The organism is Streptomyces sp. NRRL B-1347 (genome assembly GCF_000720325.1).
Classification (GTDB): Bacteria; Actinomycetota; Actinomycetes; order Streptomycetales; family Streptomycetaceae; genus Streptomyces.
The window spans coordinates 1-1,456 of record NZ_JOJM01000217.1; the positions used below are offsets into that span (position 1 = coordinate 1).

The 1,456-nt window shown below is 75.1% G+C and carries 1 protein-coding gene; it reads left to right on the top strand.

Translation table 11 applies throughout. The features are described 5' to 3' along the window. The first annotated feature begins 169 nt into the window (after window positions 1-169). Complete coding sequence (locus IG74_RS0144560; protein WP_051856750.1) at window positions 170-1,360, top strand: transposase; 1,191 nt, start codon at window positions 170-172, stop codon at window positions 1,358-1,360. The last annotated feature ends 96 nt before the right edge of the window (window positions 1,361-1,456 follow it).

Here is a 1,456-nt window from a genome sequence, read left to right on the forward strand (position 1 = left end):
GGGGTGCGGGGGTGGTGCGCGGGGGCGGAGGGGGCGGGGTGCGCGGGCGTGAAGTCCCGTGCGGGGCGCTGGAGTTCACCAAGTCGCACCGGTACGCTCCCCCTCCTCGAAAACAAAGCGAACGTTCGCTACGCTTTTTGGGTCGGACACGTCACGGAGGGGAACGACCATGGCCGGACAGCAGCAGGTGGGGGTGGCGTCAGCGGCGGGGGGCAGTGATCCGCTGTCGGCGTTCGCCGCGGCGCTCTTCGGGCATTTGCCGCGCGCCGATCAGCGCCGCTGGGCGCAGGGGTATCTGCAGGGGCTGCTGTCGACACCGGGCAAGAAGTCGGTGCGGCGCCTGGCGGCGGCGATCTCCGATTCGCCCACCGCCTCGCAGTCGCTGCAGCAGTTCATCAACGCCAGCCCCTGGGAGTGGGACCCGGCCCGCAAGGAGCTGACCCGGTATGTGGAGCAGCGGGCCACGCCGCGGGCGTGGATCATCGCCACCGCGGTGCTGCCCAAGCGCGGCGGCCACTCCTGCGGGGTGCACCGGCGGTTCGTGCCCGAGGCCGGGCGCACCATCAACTGCCAGCTGGGCATCGGGGTGTTCCTGTCGGCGGGCGAGCTGCAGCTGCCGGTGGACTGGCGGCTGATGCTGCCCGAGCAGTGGAACGCCGACGAGCGGCTGCGCGAGCGCGCCCGCATCCCCGACCTGGTCCGCCACCGGCCGCTGTGGGCGCACGCCGCGGACCTGGCCGGCACCCTGGCCAGGCGCACCCGGCACGCCCCGGCGCCGGTGGTCGCCGACATGAGCGACCACACCGACGTCGCCCAGCTCATCGAGCAACTGCACCGCCAGGGCCGCCACATGGTGGTCTCGGTGCCGCCGGGCATGGGGGTGTGCCCGGCCACCGCCCGCACCACCGCCTCGCACCTGGGCGCCCACAGCCCCAGCGGCGCACGGCAGTTCCTCTACCAGCACAGCACCCGCCACCCGCACGTGGTCACCGTCACCACGCCCGAGCACGGCCAGCGCCACATCCGGATCCTGTCCGGCCTGATCCGCCTGCCCGGCACCGCCCACACCCTGCGGATCTTCACCCAGTGGCGGCCCAGCCTGCAGCGCCCGGCCCGGGTCTGGGTCTCCAACCTCCTGGACGCCCGCCTGGACGAACTCATGGCCCTGGCCCAGCTGCACGCCCGCACCCGCGCCACCATGACCCACCTCCAGGACGAATGCGGACTGCTGGACTTCGAGGGCCGCTCCTACCCCGGCTGGCACCACCACATGACCCTGGTCTCCGCCGCCTACGCCTACAGCCGCCTGGCCGCCCCGGCCGAACCGGCCACCCCCCAGGCCCTGCCCCGCACCGCCTGACCCGCCCCCACCGGGCCGGGCCCGCCCCCCCGGCCCGGCACCCGCGGGGCCCGGGGCCGGCACGGCCCCGCGCCGCCGGCCCTTGCCCCCGGGCGC

Excerpts from the sequence above, each read along its gene's own strand:
- IG74_RS0144560 (WP_051856750.1), top strand. The coding sequence starts at position 170 with ATGGCCGGACAGCAGCAGGTGGGGGTGGCGTCAGCGGCGGGGGGCAGT.